This is a genomic window from Exiguobacterium sp. s101 (assembly GCF_018617835.1).
GTDB classification, from domain to species: Bacteria; Bacillota; Bacilli; order Exiguobacteriales; family Exiguobacteriaceae; genus Exiguobacterium; species Exiguobacterium marinum.
Genome location: NZ_JACSKX010000004.1, coordinates 105760 through 120589, shown reverse-complemented (window position 1 = coordinate 120589; position 14830 = coordinate 105760). Strand labels below are relative to the sequence as shown.

At 47.4% G+C, this 14830-nt stretch carries 16 protein-coding genes; 15 read left to right on the top strand and 1 reads right to left on the bottom strand.

Annotated elements, in window-relative coordinates; translation table 11 throughout:
• Positions 1 to 120: 120 nt before the first annotated feature.
• The 15 genes from aroQ to spo0A all read left to right on the top strand — a co-directional run bounded on the left by aroQ (position 121) and on the right by spo0A (position 13824).
• On the top strand, positions 121 to 558 hold the full coding sequence (gene aroQ, locus KNO76_RS05290; protein WP_214698972.1) for a type II 3-dehydroquinate dehydratase: 438 nt from the start codon (positions 121 to 123) through the stop codon (positions 556 to 558).
• Positions 554 to 1621, top strand: coding sequence for a M24 family metallopeptidase (locus KNO76_RS05285; RefSeq protein WP_026825737.1), 1068 nt, complete (start codon positions 554 to 556; stop codon positions 1619 to 1621). The genes aroQ and KNO76_RS05285 overlap by 5 nt, the downstream gene beginning before the upstream one ends.
• Positions 1622 to 1650: 29 nt before the next feature.
• Positions 1651 to 2217 (top strand): elongation factor P, encoded by a 567-nt coding sequence (gene efp / locus KNO76_RS05280; RefSeq protein WP_026825738.1) that lies wholly within the window; start codon positions 1651 to 1653, stop codon positions 2215 to 2217.
• A gap of 116 nt (positions 2218 to 2333) precedes the next feature.
• Positions 2334 to 2777, top strand: a complete 444-nt coding sequence (accB, locus tag KNO76_RS05275; protein ID WP_214883298.1) for an acetyl-CoA carboxylase biotin carboxyl carrier protein — start codon at positions 2334 to 2336, stop codon at positions 2775 to 2777.
• A gap of 7 nt (positions 2778 to 2784) precedes the next feature.
• Positions 2785 to 4128, top strand: coding sequence for an acetyl-CoA carboxylase biotin carboxylase subunit (gene accC, locus KNO76_RS05270; RefSeq protein ID WP_214883295.1), 1344 nt, complete (start codon positions 2785 to 2787; stop codon positions 4126 to 4128).
• 112 nt (positions 4129 to 4240) lie between these two features.
• Positions 4241 to 4627: a transcription antitermination factor NusB gene (nusB, locus tag KNO76_RS05265; RefSeq protein WP_214883293.1), complete on the top strand. Its 387-nt coding sequence runs from the start codon at positions 4241 to 4243 to the stop codon at positions 4625 to 4627.
• A gap of 61 nt (positions 4628 to 4688) precedes the next feature.
• On the top strand, positions 4689 to 5525 hold the full coding sequence (gene folD, locus KNO76_RS05260) for a bifunctional methylenetetrahydrofolate dehydrogenase/methenyltetrahydrofolate cyclohydrolase FolD (protein ID WP_214883280.1): 837 nt from the start codon (positions 4689 to 4691) through the stop codon (positions 5523 to 5525).
• Positions 5518 to 6864 (top strand): exodeoxyribonuclease VII large subunit, encoded by a 1347-nt coding sequence (gene xseA, locus KNO76_RS05255; RefSeq protein WP_214883277.1) that lies wholly within the window; start codon positions 5518 to 5520, stop codon positions 6862 to 6864. The genes folD and xseA overlap by 8 nt, the downstream gene beginning before the upstream one ends.
• Positions 6839 to 7063: an exodeoxyribonuclease VII small subunit gene (gene xseB / locus KNO76_RS05250; protein ID WP_026825744.1), complete on the top strand. Its 225-nt coding sequence runs from the start codon at positions 6839 to 6841 to the stop codon at positions 7061 to 7063. Before xseA ends, xseB begins: the two co-directional genes overlap by 26 nt.
• Entirely contained in the window at positions 7060 to 7938 is an 879-nt protein-coding gene (locus KNO76_RS05245) for a polyprenyl synthetase family protein (protein ID WP_214883274.1), read from the top strand. Before xseB ends, KNO76_RS05245 begins: the two co-directional genes overlap by 4 nt.
• 123 nt (positions 7939 to 8061) lie before the next feature.
• Positions 8062 to 9954 carry a 1-deoxy-D-xylulose-5-phosphate synthase gene (dxs, locus tag KNO76_RS05240; protein ID WP_214883272.1) on the top strand — a complete coding sequence of 631 codons (1893 nt, stop codon included), beginning with the start codon at positions 8062 to 8064 and terminating at the stop codon, positions 9952 to 9954.
• A gap of 6 nt (positions 9955 to 9960) precedes the next feature.
• Positions 9961 to 10776 (top strand): TlyA family RNA methyltransferase, encoded by an 816-nt coding sequence (locus KNO76_RS05235; RefSeq protein ID WP_214883269.1) that lies wholly within the window; start codon positions 9961 to 9963, stop codon positions 10774 to 10776.
• 155 nt (positions 10777 to 10931) lie between these two features.
• A complete protein-coding gene (ahrC, locus tag KNO76_RS05230) occupies positions 10932 to 11381 on the top strand; it encodes a transcriptional regulator AhrC/ArgR (RefSeq protein ID WP_026825748.1) in 450 nt (149 codons plus the stop codon).
• Positions 11382 to 11394: 13 nt separating this feature from the next.
• The gene (gene recN, locus KNO76_RS05225; protein ID WP_214883266.1) at positions 11395 to 13092 is read left to right on the top strand and encodes a DNA repair protein RecN; all 1698 of its coding nucleotides are present in this window, start codon (positions 11395 to 11397) and stop codon (positions 13090 to 13092) included.
• Positions 13093 to 13824, top strand: coding sequence for a sporulation transcription factor Spo0A (spo0A, locus tag KNO76_RS05220; RefSeq protein ID WP_214883263.1), 732 nt, complete (start codon positions 13093 to 13095; stop codon positions 13822 to 13824).
• A gap of 631 nt (positions 13825 to 14455) precedes the next feature.
• On the opposite strand, the gene KNO76_RS05215 is transcribed toward spo0A, so the two are convergent.
• The gene (locus tag KNO76_RS05215; protein WP_026825751.1) at positions 14456 to 14704 is read right to left on the bottom strand and encodes a DUF2627 family protein; all 249 of its coding nucleotides are present in this window, start codon (positions 14702 to 14704) and stop codon (positions 14456 to 14458) included.
• Positions 14705 to 14830 lie beyond the last annotated feature (126 nt).

Here is a 14830-nt window from a genome sequence, read left to right as displayed (position 1 = left end):
GTGTTGTACTTGAATTATACCGTGATTTATCAAAAAAACGAAAGGGCAGAAGGCTCGATTCACGTTCTTTCGATAAATTTGTTACAATAGATAAGACTTGACGAACGAGGGGGAAGAAGATTGCGGATTTTAGTATTGAATGGGCCGAATTTAAATTTGTTAGGTCGCCGTGAACCAGACGTGTATGGGAACGTGTCGTTAAAAGGCTTAGCTGCCGAATTAATGCTCGTCGCACCGGAGGGCGTCGAACTCACGTTCAAACAATCGAATCACGAGGGAGAGTTGATTGACGCCCTTCACGACGCCTACGATTTCGAAGGTGTTGTATTGAATGCGGGAGCCTACACGCATACGTCAATCGCGATTCGAGATGCCATCTCCGCTATCGCTGCCCCGGTCGTTGAAGTACATATCTCGAACGTGCATGCCCGTGAGGTGTTTCGTCACGAGTCAAAACTCGCAGGCGTTTGCTTAGGAGTAATCACCGGATTTGGGCTCACTAGCTATACGTTAGCATTGCATGCACTAATCGAACATTGGAGGAATCGACATGATTGAACGCGTAAACAAACTGCAAGCACAGTTAGAAGCAAACGAGATTGACGCATTGCTCGTCACAAAACGTGAAAACATTCGCTACTTATCTGGTTTCACCGGATCGAGTGGCGTTATCGTCATCACGTCGAAAACCGCAAGCTTTATCACGGATTTCCGTTATACGGAACAAGCGAACGATCAAGTAAAAGGATACGACATCGTTGAATTGGATACATCGCTTATTAAATCGGTCGCTGACGTTGTATCACGTGACTCGATCACACGTCTTGGAATCGAGCAAGACGCAATGACGATCGGTCAGTATCGGACATATGAAAAAGAAGTAGATGCACATCTCATCGAGACGGCAGGAATCGTAGAAAAACTGCGCTTGATTAAGGATGAATCAGAGATTAAGATTATGAAGGAAGCTGCGGCAATCGCTGATGCAGCTTATGCCCATATCCAGACGTTCATCCGTCCTGGTCGTACCGAAAGAGAAGTTGCGAACGAACTCGAGATGTTTATGCGTTCAAAAGGGGCTGACTCGTCATCATTTGATATGATTGTCGCTTCAGGTCTCCGTTCGGCACTTCCGCACGGAGTCGCAAGCGATAAAGTCATCGAATCAGGTGAACTTGTCACACTTGATTTTGGAGCATACTATAAAGGGTACTGCTCTGATATCACGCGTACACTCGCGGTCGGAGAAATCTCAGATGAGTTGCATCAAATTTACGATACGGTTCTTCGCGCTCAACTCGCTGGTGTAGAAGGTACTCGTGCCGGTATCACAGGCATTGAAGCTGACGCGTTGACACGAGACATCATTAAAGAAGCTGGATACGGTGAATACTTCGGTCACTCGACGGGTCATGGTCTCGGCATGGAAGTGCACGAGGCACCAGGGTTATCATTCCGTTCTGAAACGGTGCTAGAACCTGGGATGGTCGTCACAATCGAACCGGGTATTTACATTAACGGTGTCGGCGGTTGTCGAATTGAAGACGATGTCGTCATTACGGAAGATGGATGCTACCGTCTAACGCAGTCGCCAAAAGAGTTAATTACGATTGAGGCGTGAGTCTCGTCTGAATTTAGGAGGAAATTAACATGGTATCAGTTAACGATTTAAAAACAGGATTGACAGTCAAAACGTCTGACGGTTCGATTTGGCAAGTCATCGAATTCCAACATGTAAAACCGGGCAAAGGTGCGGCGTTCGTACGTACGAAGATGCGCAACTTGCGTAACGGTGCGATTCAGGAAACAACGTTCCGTGGTGGAGAAAAAATCGAACGAGCGCATATCGAACGTAAACGTATGCAATATCTCTATCCAATGGGTGACACGTATGTATTCATGGACAACGAATCATACGAGCAACTTGAATTGACAAGCGAACAAGTTAAAGCGGCTCTTCCTTACATGCTTGAAAACATGGAAGTTAGCATCGCAGACTATGAGGGTGAGATTCTTGGAATCGAACTTCCTACAAGTGTTGTCTTGACAATTGTCGAAGCGGACCCGGGCGTTAAAGGGGACACGGCATCAAACGTGAAGAAAAATGCGACAGTGGAAACAGGACATGTGATCCAAGTACCACTTTTCATCGAACCAGGTGAAAAAGTAACGGTTGATACACGTACTGGAGATTTCATGGGTCGTTACAACGGTTAATCAAAGAGAGTGTTCATTCGAATGAATGAACGCTCTTTTTTCTCGTTGCATTCATTGGTCTGACCAGTTATAGTGAAGTAGAGATTAGTACCAGGTATAAACAGGGGGTAAGAAAGATGCAAATCGATCAAATTAAAGAGCTCATTCAATTATTAGATCAATCATCTGTCCATGAAATGGAGCTTGAAACATCTGATTTCAAACTGTCATTGAAGAAAGAAACGCAACAAACTGGAAGCGTGCCAGTCATGCAGACACAAGCAATTGCATCACCTGCGCCTCAAGTAGATGAAAATATAGAACAATTGGTGCCAGAAAAAGCGTCTTATCGTACAATCACATCACCGATGGTCGGAACATTTTATTCGCGTCCTGCCCCGGATAAAGAGGCTTTTGTCAACGTTGGAGAACGCATAGAGTCTGGGCAAGTTGTCTGTATTTTAGAAGCGATGAAATTGTTTAACGATGTCGAAGCGGAAATCAGTGGCGAAATCGTAGAAGTGCTAGTCACCGATGGCGATCTCGTCGAGTTCGGTCAACCGCTCTTCAGCGTGAAGTGAGGTCGTTATGAAATTATTAATCGCTAACCGTGGTGAAATCGCGGTTCGAATCATACGTGCTGCAAAAGAATTGAATATTCCGACGGTCGCCGTCTTTTCTGAGGCGGATCGTGAGGCATTACATGTTCATTTGGCCGATGAAGCCTATTGTATCGGTCCGAATCCTTCGAAAGACTCTTATTTGAACATCCCGAATATTTTATCTGTCGCATGTGCTGTTGATGCGACGATGGTGCACCCGGGATACGGTTTTTTAGCTGAAAATGCAGAGTTCGCCGAGATGTGTGAGGCGTGTGGCATTCAATTCGTTGGACCGAGTAGCTATGCGATTCGGAAGATGGGGATCAAAGACGAGGCAAAACGAACAATGATCGAGTCCGGTGTCCCGGTCGTTCCAGGTTCGAGTGGTGTCGTCACCGACGAAGAAGCTACCGAACTCGCATGTGAGATGGGCTATCCGGTTATTATCAAAGCGACGGCAGGTGGAGGGGGACGCGGTATTCGTGTCGCCCGTGATGAAGAAGAACTGACTCAAGGGTTGATTGCGACACGTAAAGAAGCGAAGCAGGCTTTCGGTAACGGAGACGTTTATCTCGAGAAGTTCATCGAGTCGTTCCGTCATGTTGAAGTGCAAGTCCTTGCCGACCAATTCGGTAACGTCATCCACTTAGGTGAACGCGACTGTACGATTCAACGACGTATGCAAAAACTAGTCGAAGAGGCACCATCACCTGCGATTGATGAAACGACCCGTCAAAAGATGGGAGATGCGGCCGTCAAAGCGGCAAAAGCCATTCAGTATTCAGGAGCGGGAACGATCGAGTTCATCTATGTCCCTGAATCGAACGAGTTCTACTTCATGGAGATGAACACACGGATTCAAGTCGAGCACCCGGTCACGGAGATGATTACAGGATTCGACCTCGTCCAAGCGCAACTAGAAGTGGCGCTCGGACACCCGTTAGCCATCTCCCAAGAAGACATCACCTTCTCAGGACATTCAATCGAATGCCGAATCAATGCAGAAGATCCGTTTATGGACTTCCGTCCGATGGCAGGGAAGATTGACCAATACATCGTCCCGGGAGGAATGGGTGTCCGTGTCGATAGCGGGCTATACGCTGGTGCGATGATCCCGCCATTCTACGACTCGATGGTAGCTAAATTAATTGTTCATGCGCCAACACGTGACGAGGCAATCTTGAAGATGTTGCGTGCATTGGATGAGTTCACGGTTTCAGGGGTCAAAACGACGATTCCGTTCCATCAGCAAGTCATGGCCCATGAACAATTCCGAATCGGTACATTTGATACGAAATTCGTCGAAAAAGAAATGTCATTGGCGAAATAACAACAACCAGGAAGCCCGAACATTATTTCGGCTTCCTGGTTTTTTGTACTGAATTTATGAGTGCTTTATGCTAAACTATCACAATGAAAGCATGTAAAAGGAGAGTAACTGAATGAAACGTCATGAAGCACGAGAGAAAGCGATTCAAACGCTTTTTCAAATCGAAGTATCAAAATTAGAGGTTGATGAAGCAATCGAGTTCACATTGGATGGAGAGGAATCTGATCCGTTTTACGAACAACTCGTCACAGGGACGCTAGAACATATTGAGGATATCGACGCCTTACTCGTCGAAAACTTAAAAAACTGGCGCTTGGATCGTCTTGGAAATGTCGAGCGTACGATTCTACGAATGGCAACGTATGAATTGTTATATGTCGAAACGATTCCAGAGAACGTCACAATTAACGAAGCGGTCGAACTCGCGAAATCGTTCGCGGATGAAGAGGCCGGTAAACTTGTGAATGGCGTACTCGGCAATATCATTAAAGAAGACTAAAAAATAGAGATAAGACACCAGACCAACTACAGAAAAACCTAAAGACAGCGGGGGATGAGAGATGGCAGTAGTGATCGACGGGAAACAAGTGGCAGCATCATATCGAGCAACGTTAAAAGAGCGTGTAACGGAACTTCGTGCACGCGGCATCGTACCGAAATTGAAAGTAGTGTTGATTGGGGATGACCCAGCAAGTCATAGCTATGTACGCGGGAAGGAACGGGCGGCAGAGGAAATCGGAATCGATTCTCAAGTGCTCCGTTTTGATGAAACAATTAGCGAAACAGAATTGCTCAACTTGATTGACTTGATGAATGAGGATGAGGAAGTCCATGGTATTCTCGTGCAGCTCCCTTTACCGAAACACATCGACGAGTCGCGAGTCATCATGCGCATCTCTCCTAAAAAGGATGTAGACGGATTCCATCCCGAGAACGTCGGGAAGATGATGCTCGGTCTAGACACATTGCTCCCATGTACGCCTCACGGCATCTTACATCTCGCGAAGACACAAACCGAGATTTCCGGAAAACACGTTGTCGTCGTCGGTCGCAGTCAAATCGTCGGCAAACCGGTCGGGATGTTGTTTTTGAATGAATCTGCTACGGTCACATATTGTCACTCAAAAACGGCTGATCTCGGTGCGATGACGCGGCAGGCCGATATTTTGATTGTCGCGGTAGGGCGCGCAAGTCTCGTCACTGCAGATATGGTCAAACCAGGGGCAGTCGTCATCGATGTCGGTGTCAACCGGGTCGAAGGTCGCCTCGTCGGGGACGTGGATTACACGGCCGTGAAAGAAAAGGCGAGTGCGATCACGCCTGTTCCAGGTGGTGTCGGTCCGATGACTATTACGATGCTCATGCATAATACGATCGAGGTTGCATCACGTGGCTAACCCCCTTCCGGTTTCAGAGGTCGTTCGGTATGTGAAGCGACAACTCGATGATGATATATTGCTTCGACAAGTCGCAGTCATCGGTGAAATCTCAAATTTTAAACGATATTCCTCGGGTCATTGTTATTTCACGTTGAAGGATGACGCGTCTCGTATGAAAGCCGTCATGTTTTCTCGTGATGCCAAACAACTTCAATTTGAACCGAAAGACGGGATGAAAGTTATCGCTGTCTCGAGAGTGACAATGTATGAGGCGACGGGTGATGTTCAGCTGTATGTCGAATTGATGCGTCAAGATGGCGTTGGTCTGTTGTTTGAGCGGTATGAGGCGAGAAAGCGTGAACTCGAGGAAAAGGGTTGGTTCGATTCGGAAAGCAAGCAAGCACTACCCACATTTCCAGAGCGAATCGGGATTGTGACGTCTCCTAAAGGTGCTGCACTCCACGATATCGCGACAACCCTTCGACGTCGTGCACCTCACGTGGCCATTACGTTCGCTCCGGTTGCCGTGCAAGGTGAGATGGCAGCCCCGCAAGTTGCATCTGCCATTCAATGGATGAATGAGCGCACTGATTGTGATGTACTGATTGTCGGACGAGGTGGCGGTTCCATCGAAGAACTGTGGGCATTTAATGAGGATGTTGTGGTGGAGGCGATTTATTCGTCCACGATTCCGATCATTTCTGCTGTCGGTCATGAAACGGACTATACACTTTCCGACTTTGTCGCAGATGTAAGAGCAGCTACTCCAACGGCTGCAGCAGAACTCGCTACAGCAATGATTGATGCGCAACGTAAAGATGTGGAGCGCCTTCACGTGCATTTGCACAAATCGGTTTCGAACCAACTCGATGATCTGCGGAGCAGAGTCAATCGAATGGTCAACAGCTATGGGTTAAGATCGCCGCGTTATACCATTTCACAAAAACGTGAACGATTCGCGCAATCTGAAATCCGACTCGAACAAGGGATGAGACGCCATCTAACCCAAGCCACGCATCAACTTCATCAAGTCTCACAACAGCTTGATTTGAAACGGTTTTCAAAAACGTTGACACAGCAGGGTGAAGAGGTCAATCAAATGACCGCTCGACTCCGTCGTACAAAACCGTTAGAACAGTCAAAACAACAGTTTGCCCAACAGGTGGGACGACTGCATTCGGTCAGCCCGCTTGCTGTCTTATCACGTGGCTATGCGTTCATTGAGCAAGACGGTGCATATGTGCAAAATGTGAAACAATTACGCGATGGAGACATCTCGATTCGTTTTCGGGACGGTCATGCAGTCGCTGAAGTGAAGGAGAGGGTTGTCGGTGACAAAAAAAGAACAGACGTTTGAAGCCGCGCTAGAGCGACTCGAACAGATCGTCGCTCAGCTCGAAACCGGTGATGTGCCGCTAGAGGAAGCCATGACGCTCTATGAAGAAGGTGTCCGCTTGTCTGCTTTGTGTCAGACAAAACTCTCGGCAGCCGAGAAAAAGATGGACGAAATCCTGGAACTCGATGGTACCCTTCGTGAAAAAGGAGGCCCCTCATGAATCGTACCGATGATTTGAACAAGTGGAAGTTGGCTGTTGAAGAAACGATGCAGGAACTTATCGAATCAAGTGACATGCCGACTAGACTCCGTGATGCGATGTCGTATTCATTAGAGGCGGGAGGGAAGCGAATCCGTCCTGCGCTCGTTTATGCAGTTCTTGAAACGTATGGCATTGCAATCGAGCGCGGGCGGGAAATCGCTTCGACACTCGAGATGGTTCATACATACTCACTCATTCATGACGACTTGCCAGCAATGGATGATGACGACCTTCGGCGCGGTCGTCTGACGAACCATCGTCAGTTTGATGAGGCGACTGCCATTTTGGCGGGGGACGCGCTATTAACCGATGCGTTTCGCATCCTTTCGGAAGCGAACCTCCCTGCGGAAGCAATCGTCGAGATTATTCGCGCTTTCGGACTTGCCGCCGGAAGTGCGGGCATGGTCGGTGGACAATTAGATGATATGCTCGCTGAAAAGCGGGATGATGTCACGCTTCAGGAACTTCAGTCGATTCATGAACGGAAGACGGGAGCACTGCTCGTCTATGCACTTGAAGCAGGTAGTATTCTTGCAGGTGTGTCTAAAGAAGACCGGCTTCAACTCAAACAGTTCGGCCGCCATCTAGGTATTGCCTTTCAGATTCAAGATGATATTTTAGATGTCATCGGGGACGAACAGGCAATCGGGAAACGCGTCGGCTCGGATGAAGAGAATGAAAAAACGACTTATCCGAAATTACTCGGACTAGATGGGGCGAAGCGTGCACTTGATGCAGAGGTAGATGCGGCGACCTTTGCAATCCAGTCACTTTCGGTTCAAGCACCGTTACTTGTTGACCTGTTGACGTTTGTAGTGAAACGAAATTATTGACCTCGGTGACACGATGAGCACATCGTGTCACCTTTGTTTTGGGGAATGTGTGGCATCTACCGTCACATTCTTGTAAAATGTAAGGTACGAATCAGTAAAATGTGAGGAGAAAGGATGGTCATTATGGACTTGACATCCATTCAAGACCCGTCATTCCTGAAAAGGTTGTCTGTAACCGAACTCGAATTTCTCGGTTCTGACATTAGACGATTCTTGATTGAAAAATTGGCAGTGACGGGAGGGCATTTGGCGCCAAACTTAGGTGTTGTAGAGTTGACGCTTGCCTTGCACCGTGTATTTGACAGTCCGAAAGACCAACTTGTATGGGACGTCGGTCATCAGGCGTACGTTCATAAAATTTTGACAGGACGTACGGATCAGTTTGATACCCTGCGACAGTACAATGGATTATGCGGTTTCCCGAAACGTTGTGAGAGCGAACATGACGTTTGGGAAACAGGCCACAGTTCGACATCACTTTCGGCAGCGATGGGGATTGCAATCGCAAACGAGTTGAAAGGTCGCGCAAACGATCGTGCCATTGCCATCATCGGGGATGGTGCGCTGACTGGGGGAATGGCACTTGAAGCGCTGAATCACATTGGTGCCGAAAAGCAAAATGTCATCGTCATCCTGAACGACAATGAGATGTCGATTGCACCGAACGTCGGTGCCATGCACAACATGCTCGGACGTATTCGTGCATCACGAAAACTGAAGCATGCGCGTGAAGAAATGGAATCCATCATTAAGCACATTCCTCTCGTTGGCAACTCGCTTGAACGAAGTGGGGAACGGGTGAAGGATTTATTGAAGTCTGCACTTATTCCGGGCACTTTCTTTGAAGAACTCGGGTTTACTTACTTCGGCCCGACAGACGGACACGATTTGAAAGATTTGCTCGAGACGCTCGAGTATGCGAAGAAGATCGATGGTCCGGTTCTCGTTCATGTCATCACGAAAAAAGGCAAAGGTTACCGTCCGGCAGAACTAGATGGTATCGGAACGTGGCACGGGCTTGGGCCATATAAGATTGAGTCTGGTGAAGTCATCAAAGGGAAGCCGAAAGGACCAAGTTATTCGAAAGTGGTCGCTGAAACGATTACGAAAGTTGCGGAGTCTGATGAACGGGTCACGTTGATCACGCCGGCAATGAGCGTCGGATCAAAACTTGACTGCTTCACTAAAAAATTCCCGGAACGCATGTTTGATGTCGGGATCGCTGAGCAGCACGCGGTCACGCTCGCTGGTGGACAAGCGACACAAGGATTAAAACCCGTCGTCTCGATTTATTCGACGTTCTTCCAACGTGCGTATGACCAACTCGTCCATGACATTTGTCGTCAAAACCTGAACGTCGTGTTCACGATTGACCGGTCCGGACTCGTAGGGGCGGATGGAGAGACGCACCAAGGTGTGTTTGACATCGCCTTTATGCGTCATGTCCCAAACATTCGCATCTTGATGGCTAAAGACGAAGAAGAGTTACAACGACTCGTTTATTCTGCTCTTCGTTACGATGGCGGGCCGATTGCGATTCGGTTCCCACGTGGTGAAGGAATCGGTGTTCCGATGAGTGACACGCTTCAGGAGATTTCACTTGATGATTGGGAAGTCGAGGCGGAAGGAACAGATGTCGCGATTTTGACGTTCGGTCCACAAGTTCAAGACGCTCTTGAAGTACGGTCTTTGTTAGAAGGCACGCTCAGCGTTCGGGTCATCAACTGCCGTACGATTAAACCGCTCGATGAGGCCATGCTTGCTTCATTATATGCAGAAGGCATCCCGCTCGTGACACTCGAAGAAGCGGCACTTGCCGGTGGTTTTGGAAGTAGTGTGTTAGAGCATGCGAATGAAGCTGGAACTTTCCCGCGGATTCAACGTCTCGGTATTCCGGATCGCTATATCGAACATGGAGGGGTCAACCAACTCTTAGAAGAGATTGGACTTCGACCTATCCAAATGGCGGAATCGATTGAACGCTTCGTCATGGAAACAAATCGACAGAATGTGTGAGGGATTATGGAAAAAAGAACGAAAACTAGATTAGATGTATTGCTCGTCGAACGTGGACTCGCTGAAACACGAGAAAAGGCGAAGCGGTCTGTCATGGCCGGTCTCGTCTATAGTGGGACCGAACGCCTAGACAAGGCGGGCGATAAAGTGTTTGATGATATCCCTCTCGAACTGAAGGGACAAGCCCTACCGTATGTCGGCCGGGGGGGCTTGAAGCTCGAGAAAGCGCTCGAAGTATTCCCGTTTGACGTAAACGGACGTGTCGGAATCGACATCGGGTCTTCAACGGGAGGGTTTACTGACTGTGCGCTTCAAAACGGTGCGAGCCAAATGTATGCGGTCGATGTCGGGTACAACCAGCTTGCCTGGAAACTTCGGAGCGATGATCGCGTTGTCGTCATGGAACGGATGAATTTTCGTCATGCGACGGCCGATCAATTCCCGATCAAACCAGACTTTGCGACGATTGATGTCTCGTTCATCTCACTACGCCTTATGGTGCCGCCGCTCAAAACTATTTTAAAGCAGGACGGTGTCGTTATGGCACTCGTTAAACCTCAATTTGAAGCCGGTAAAGCCGATGTCGGGAAAAAAGGGATTGTACGAGACCGTGACGTACATGAGCGTGTGGCGAGCGATATGGTTCACTATTTTGCATCGGAAGGGTTCTTCGTCGAAGGATTGGATTACTCCCCAATCACGGGTGGAGACGGAAATATTGAATTCCTCTTATTCGCCCGTTATACGGGGATAGGTGGAGTCGAACCATCCCTACGAGTCGAAGACGTGGTGGATGCGGCACGTACCAAACTAAAGGGATAAGCAATGGCTACAGACAGATTTGTCTGTAGCTTTTTCTTATCGATGAAGAAGAGATGGGGAATGGTGGAAATACCCACTGGAATGCTAGACCTTTTTTCGACAATACTTTAGAATGATAATGTGTATGTGAAACGAAAAATGAGGTGTCAGCGCTTATGAACAAAGGACAGCGATTGATTAAAATTCGAGACATCGTGACGAATCGTGAAATCGAAACGCAAGATGAACTGGTAGATGAACTACGTCGCTCCGGATATCCGGTCACACAGGCAACTGTGTCTCGGGATATTAAGGAGTTACATTTAGTCAAAGTGCCGTTAAACGACGGACGATATAAATACAGCTTGCCTGCGGATCAGCGCTTTAACCCATACGGTAAAATGAAGCGAATCCTTAGCGACAGCTTCGTCTCGGTCGATTCTGCTCAAAATTTGGTCGTCATGAAAGTGCTTCCGGGAAATGCTGATGCAATCGGCGTCTTAATCGACCATTTGTCATGGGATGAATTGATTGGGACGGTTTGTGGCGACGATACGATTTTAATGATTGCGCGCGATGAAGATAAAGCGAAGCAGATTATCGATCGATTAATCGGAATGTTATGAGGTGAAAGTACGTATGTTAGCAGAACTATCAATCAAACAGTTTGCGATTATCGACGAGTTAAACATTACGTTTAATCGAGGTATGACCGTTCTCACGGGTGAAACGGGTGCCGGTAAATCAATTTTGTTAGATGCGATTGGGTTGCTTGTTGGAGGACGAGGCTCTAGTGAGTTTGTTCGCTACGGTCAGGACAAGGCCGAAATCGAAGGGTTATTCATGATTGAACCAAATCATCCCGTCATTGAAGCGGCCAATCAATATGGAATTGATGTTGAGGACGGGACTGTCATACTACGTCGAGACTTACATAGTAGTGGAAAAAGTGTCTGTCGGGTGAACGGGAAAATGATGACGCTCTCGACGTTGCGTGAATTCGGGCGACTTCTCGTCGATATTCATGGGCAACATGAGCATCAACATCTGATGGAAGCGGAATTTCACTTAGGAATTCTCGATCACTTTGCCGAGAAGGAAGTAGGCCCTCTATTAGAGGAATATCAAGCAGCATATGCAGCTTGGAAAAAAATCGCCGATGAACTGAAGCGCCTCAGCCAAAGTGAGCAAGAACTCGCGCAGCGGATGGATTTGTTGTCGTTCCAGACAAAAGAGATCGAGGCGGCAGAATTAAAGCCGGGTGAAGAACAGGCGCTGACGGAAGAACGTGATGAATTAGCCAACTTTGAGCGCATCCATCAACATATCCGTCTTTCTTATGAGGCGGTTGCCGAGGACTCGAACGGACTTGACCAAATTGGCGTTGCGATGCGTGAAATGGGCGAGGCATCACAGCTTTCCACCTCTCTTGCTTCTGTATCCGAGACAATCTCCAACGCATACTATCTGCTAGAAGACGCGAAATTTCAATTGCGCGATCAATTAGATTCGCTAGAGTTTGATCCGATTCGATTGGATGAGATCGAGTCGAGATTAGCCCTTTTCCAGCAGCTAAAACGAAAGTATGGAACGACAATCGAAGAAGTCATCGCATATGGGGAACGAGCTTCCGAGGAACTTAAATCGATGACGAATCGAGAAGAACATTTGCAGACGTTGTCAGATGTGCTTGTTCGATTAGAGAAGGCTGCAAAAGAGACTGGAATAAAACTGTCTACAGCCCGCAAAGTTGCAGCAAAGTCGCTGGAGCAGGCGATACATCGTGAATTAAAAGAACTGTACATGGAAAAAACAGCATTTGAAGTTCGTTTCCGCTCAACGTCTCTAAAACAAGACGGATTAGATGATGTAGAGTTTTACATGATGACAAATGTCGGTGAACCGTTTAAACCGCTTGCGAAAGTCGCTTCAGGCGGTGAGCTTTCCCGCGTTATGCTCGCACTCAAGTCCATCTTTTCGAGAACCGTCGGAGTGGCCTCGATTATTTTTGATGAAGTCGATACAGGTGTGTCCGGCCGTGTCGCCCAAGCGATGGGGGAGAAGATTTTCCGTCTATCTGTCGGGTCACAGGTGCTGTGTATCACTCACTTGGCACAAGTCGCCGCGATGGCAGATCAACACCTTTACATTACGAAAACAGAAACGGATGACCGAACGAAAACGAATGTCGACTCTCTCAATCATGAGAGCCGAATCGACGAATTGGGTCGAATGATTGCTGGAGCTCAAATGACGAACTTGACGAAACAACACGTTGAAGAGTTACTTGAGATGTCACAGCAAGTAAAACAGAAGTTCATCAAAGGAGTGTCATAAGTGATTACATTATGTATTGCGGACGACAATCGAGAAATCGTCGATTTGTTGAGCCGACAACTAGAATCTGAGCCTGATCTTCGTGTCGTGGGAACGGCGCACGATGGTGAAACGTGCTTGGATGTCGTCAAGACACACCAACCGGATGTACTCTTACTCGATATTATCATGCCGCATTTGGATGGAATTGGAGTATTGCAACGTCTTAATGAAGAGTTCGGTGACGAGAAGCCGGAAGTGATCATGCTCAGTGCGTTCGGGAAAGATGAAGTGACGAAACAAGCGGTTCAACTCGGTGCCTCTTATTTTCTCGTCAAGCCATTCAATATCCAACAGTTGTTAACGAAGATTCGAGAATTGTCGGATGGGACGAATCGGGAGTTTGAAGGGATGACACCCGAAGAGATCGAGATTTCACTCTTACTGCAACAAATGGGCATTTCTCCACGAATCAAAGGATTCAAGTACATCCGTCAAGCGGTCATCTATGTGAAGGAGCGTCAAGACTTGCTCGGTCTAATCACGAAAGAGTTATATCCAATGGTTGCGAAAGAACATGAGACGACTTCGTCGCGTGTGGAGCGGGCTATGCGCCACGCGATTAAGACGGCCTGGGGTAACGGGATGCAGGACCATGAAATGTTTGAAGGACGACCGGAGCGTGAGCGAAGCCCGAAAAACTCGGAGTTCATCTCTTACTTCGTCACGTATTTATCGTTTAAGAACAATTAAAAACTCGATTTGGACTGAGTCATGATCGGCTTAGTCCTTTTTTATTCAGTTTAAGAAAGAAAGCGCTTGCAAAATACTCGTTCTTTGTTATAATAAATGTGTACCAAGTTACTTGGACAAGCGTCAGATGAACGCTTTTCAAACTTGTTCCGGAGCATGTTTGAAGAAATATAATCATCTCGGTTCGCTATCCGATTATAGCTCAGAGGTGGGGACGACACCTCAAGTCGTTAATGTCCCGACGTGAGGTCGCGACAGTCGCTCATTTGCGAGGCGATTCTATCATCAGCTCGAAGCTAGGGGTTGGTATAGGGAAAACGAATCGTTCAGTTAACCAAAAGGAGTGTTGTCAACCGTTGAACAGTTTATGGCAAGCGCTCGACTTCACAATGGATGGTTGGACATGATCCGATAATCAAAAAGTTAGTAACTCGAATGGAAGCGTTCCGTTCACGCAAGACGGCAGTTACTAAAATTCTTTCATACTTCTTCATTAAGAAGACGTTGGATATCATGTCAAAGCAAGCAAAGTAGTTAGAAAGGAGATCATCCGTAGTGATCACAATTCAATACGAATAAAAGGTTCCGCACTTGAAATGAAGTCAAGTTAGGGAACCTTTTTTTTGTGTACTTATGAGTCGAATCGTTGAACTTTTCCTGATTTCTTGTCGCGGTTAAAAATATAGCCAGCTACAAATCCGATCCCACCCATGGCGAGCAGAAGTCCAAAGGTCCCCTGCAACATAGAGGCGGCAGCGAGTGAATCAATCCATGTGAAGGGTGTGCTCGTCTTCAAAAAGAAGCTGTCGCGGAGCAATTTGATTCCGTAGACACCTAGTAGTCCGGGGATGATTAAGATTAGAAGTGCGATGAAACGCATGCAATCTCCTCCTTTACCATACATTATTTTAACAGAAATCATTTCGCTCGACACTGTCTATTTTTAGGCGACTTGCGAATCAACATAGGATTCAGTAGCATGAAGAAGAGAAGAGAGATGATGGGG

What these genes read in the sequence shown, in the direction of transcription:
- KNO76_RS05215 (WP_026825751.1), bottom strand. Translation starts at nt 14,704, where the DNA reads ATGCGTTTCATCGCACTTCTAATCTTAATCATCCCCGGACTACTAGGT.
- accC (WP_214883295.1), top strand. Translation starts at nt 2,785, where the DNA reads ATGAAATTATTAATCGCTAACCGTGGTGAAATCGCGGTTCGAATCATA.
- nusB (WP_214883293.1), top strand. Translation starts at nt 4,241, where the DNA reads ATGAAACGTCATGAAGCACGAGAGAAAGCGATTCAAACGCTTTTTCAA.
- dxs (WP_214883272.1), top strand. Translation starts at nt 8,062, where the DNA reads ATGGACTTGACATCCATTCAAGACCCGTCATTCCTGAAAAGGTTGTCT.
- accB (WP_214883298.1), top strand. Translation starts at nt 2,334, where the DNA reads ATGCAAATCGATCAAATTAAAGAGCTCATTCAATTATTAGATCAATCA.
- KNO76_RS05245 (WP_214883274.1), top strand. Translation starts at nt 7,060, where the DNA reads ATGAATCGTACCGATGATTTGAACAAGTGGAAGTTGGCTGTTGAAGAA.
- KNO76_RS05235 (WP_214883269.1), top strand. Translation starts at nt 9,961, where the DNA reads ATGGAAAAAAGAACGAAAACTAGATTAGATGTATTGCTCGTCGAACGT.
- folD (WP_214883280.1), top strand. Translation starts at nt 4,689, where the DNA reads ATGGCAGTAGTGATCGACGGGAAACAAGTGGCAGCATCATATCGAGCA.
- efp (WP_026825738.1), top strand. Translation starts at nt 1,651, where the DNA reads ATGGTATCAGTTAACGATTTAAAAACAGGATTGACAGTCAAAACGTCT.
- ahrC (WP_026825748.1), top strand. Translation starts at nt 10,932, where the DNA reads ATGAACAAAGGACAGCGATTGATTAAAATTCGAGACATCGTGACGAAT.
- recN (WP_214883266.1), top strand. Translation starts at nt 11,395, where the DNA reads ATGTTAGCAGAACTATCAATCAAACAGTTTGCGATTATCGACGAGTTA.